The organism is Myxococcus llanfairpwllgwyngyllgogerychwyrndrobwllllantysiliogogogochensis, from assembly GCF_006636215.1.
GTDB classification, from domain to species: Bacteria; Myxococcota; Myxococcia; order Myxococcales; family Myxococcaceae; genus Myxococcus; species Myxococcus llanfairpwllgwyngyllgogerychwyrndrobwllllantysiliogogogochensis.
Genome location: NZ_VIFM01000581.1, coordinates 1 through 748 on the forward strand (window position 1 = coordinate 1; position 748 = coordinate 748).

Annotated in this window: 1 protein-coding gene; it reads right to left on the reverse strand. The window is 66.6% G+C overall.

Features of this window, described 5'->3' with window-relative positions; translation table 11 throughout:
• A partial coding sequence (locus FJV41_RS57030; protein WP_281291658.1) for a calcium-binding protein occupies positions 1-748 on the reverse strand: 748 nt, incomplete at both ends.

Consider the following 748-nt stretch of genomic DNA (forward strand, 5'->3'; position numbering starts at 1 on the left):
GTCCCACACCGTGCCGTCGGCGAACACCATGCGCTGCACGGCGCTGTACGGGTTGCCCGGATCCTCGTCGCGGAAGAAGCTGCGAACGATCACTTTGTCTTGCGTGCCGGCGATGGAGACCTCCAGGCCCTTGTCACCGCTGTTCCATCCGTCGTGCACCTGCCGCAGCACGACGTCCTCGGGCTTGACACCTTCCTTGAACTGCAGCGTGTTCTGCCGGTTCGCAGAAGTGTCCATCCCGTAGGGGTCGTGGCCGATCTGCACATAGTCCTGGCCATCGCCCCGGCCGAAGCGGTAGACGTTGTTCAGGCCGTAACCACCGCTCAGGATGTCGTTGCCTGCACCGCCATCGAGCACGTCGTCTCCGTCGCCGCCTTGCAGTACGTCCGCGCCTTCACCGCCCAGCAGCCGATCGTTGCCCGCCTGGCCGTGCAGCCAGTCGTTGCCCGTGCCGCCCTCGAGCAGGTCGTTGCCGCCGCGCCCTTCCAGCGTGTCGTTGCCGTCCAGCCCCTGCAGCGTGTCGTCGCTCGCATAACCCACGATGCGGTTGCCGCCCGCCGTGCCCTGCAGCGCCATCAGCTTCACGTCCTGCACGCTCCAGAGCGTCTGCGCATCGTCCTCGAAGCCGATCCCGCCCAGCGCCCAGCCACCGGCCGCGTCGTCCAGGAAGTAGTTCATCACGCGCACATGGTCATCGCTGCCGGCAATGCGCAGCACCAGTTCGTTGTCCTGGCGCTCGATCTGCACG